The organism is Brasilonema bromeliae SPC951 (assembly GCF_012912135.1).
In the GTDB taxonomy this organism is placed as follows: domain Bacteria; phylum Cyanobacteriota; class Cyanobacteriia; order Cyanobacteriales; family Nostocaceae; genus Brasilonema; species Brasilonema bromeliae.
This window is the reverse complement of record NZ_QMEB01000405.1, coordinates 1-1,931: the sequence shown is the minus strand read 5'-3', so window position 1 is coordinate 1,931 and position 1,931 is coordinate 1. Positions and strand designations below refer to the sequence as shown.

The 1,931-nt window shown below is 45.8% G+C and carries 2 protein-coding genes and 1 pseudogene; 2 read left to right on the top strand and 1 reads right to left on the bottom strand.

The features are described 5' to 3' along the window. Positions 1 to 381: pseudogene (locus DP116_RS28060) on the top strand (hypothetical protein); the annotation flags it as partial. Further along, entirely contained in the window at positions 353 to 757 is a 405-nt protein-coding gene (locus DP116_RS28055; protein ID WP_169158227.1) for a transposase, read from the top strand. The pseudogene DP116_RS28060 and the gene DP116_RS28055, both read left to right, overlap by 29 nt. 128 nt (positions 758 to 885) lie before the next feature. On the opposite strand, the gene DP116_RS28050 is transcribed toward DP116_RS28055, so the two are convergent. After that, positions 886 to 1,931: precorrin-8X methylmutase (locus DP116_RS28050; protein ID WP_169158226.1), on the bottom strand; the 1,046-nt coding region annotated here is incomplete at its 5' end.

Sequence of the window (1,931 nt, the reverse complement as noted above, 5' to 3'; positions counted from 1 at the left end):
TATTTAGACACAGTTCGTATAGAACCATTACCACATAAAAGTGGGAATGCACCTAAAATAAAAGAGGAACATTATTCAGTTTTACAAAAACTGGTAGAAGAGAATAACGATAGCACTCTGGAAGAATTGTGCGTACAAATGGAGTTAAAAAGCCAGGTAAAAATTAGTCGCTCAGGAATGGGTAAAACGTTACAAAAGCTGAAATTGACCCGAAAAAAAACCTTACACGCGGCGGAGCAAGACAGGGAAATTATCCGTACATTTGACGCGAACAACTTGGTGTTTGTTGACGAATCCGGTGTAAAGCTCGCCGGGGGAAGCTTCCCCCGGCAGACTTTACGTCAACATAGCAATGACGAGACTTTATGCCAGAGCATTTAAGGGAAAAAGGGCACATGGTGCTCGCCCAGATAAGCGGGGAAAAAATGTGACAGTGATTGGGGCGATTGCCTACGGCAGAGCTACGCTTAACGCCTTACGTGGAATCGTTGCAGGAATGACCTTTAAAGGCGGAACGGATAAAATGGCATTTCAAACTTATGTTGAACAAGTCTTGGTTCCTAATCTTTGGGAAGGGGCTTGTGTAGTAATGGATAATTTTAGCTCGCATAAAGTTGCAGGAATTCAAGAAGCGATTGAGGCAGCGGGCGCACACTTGGTTTATTTATCACCGTATTCGCCTGATTTTTCTCAAGCGCGAAAATTGTTGGTCAAAGATGAAAGAGTTTCTGCGTTCCATCGCAGCCCGTACATATGAGGATTTAGATAAAGCGATTACAGAGGCTTTTGAAACTATTCATTTAAGTGACATTATTGGCTGGTTTAAACATTGCGGTTATTGTATTGCACCCAAATGAGAACCGCTATATTTAAGTGCTACTAATACTACGGACGAGTGAGATAGCAATGGCAATCTGGCTTTTCAATCAATGTTTCAACCAATGCGTTTAACGTCATCGCTGCTAAAAGTCCACCACCGAGACTGCCTTGAATCGTGATGTAAGGAATTTGTGTTTCCATTAATCGTCGCTTTGCTGCTGGGGCATGACTAAATCCGATCGGCATTCCAATTACAAAGGCTGGTTGAATTTGCTGCTGCTCAATCAACTGACAGGTAGTGAGCAGTACCGAAGGGGCGTATCCAATCACGAGTACACACCCCTTTGGAATTTGTTGTAGTCGTTTCTGCCAGAGGTGATGATCCCAAAATGCCTGTTCTGCCTCACTTGCCCCTGTGATGTGAGGGTCATCAATCAGTGCTTCAACGGGACATCCTAAATGAGCCAACCGCGTGTGATCCAGCGTGGCAGCTACGGCTGGCACATCTGTCACTACCGAACACCCAAATTTGAGCGCATCCCATGCAGCAGAGATCGCATCTCGACTCAAGCGAACGAAATTGACCAGACTAACATCTCCACATGCCAGCACGAGTTGATGCAACAGATGTACCGTGATTTCAGAATAGTGAGATAAATCGGGGAGCAGCCGCTGCAAAGATTCTTGAAACGCTTCGGGGTGGGTGGTTGTCTCTGCATCCAGGTTTATCCAAAGTTGATCTAGCTTACCCAACCCCTCCTGGGCATCAACTTCCAATTGCTTTAGTTGTGCCAGAGCTTCAGCTTGGGTGATCTGACAATGACGATCTTGCCCCAGCAATCCCTCCAATGCGGATGCGGTTTGGCGCAACCGGGTAATCTGCTGAATAACGGAACGATATTGCTGCTGCAATTGAGCCATCAAAGTCGGATCAATCGTTTCCTGTAAATGGCTGTCTAATAGCTGGCGAATGTGGGATAACTGAAACCCTTGTTGTTTCAGTGCTATTACCCGTTGCAGCCGTTGTACATCTTGCTGGGTATAAAGGCGGTAGTTGCCTTCTGAGCGTTGAACGGGTGGTAGCAACCCTAGCGTATGATAGTGCCGTACCA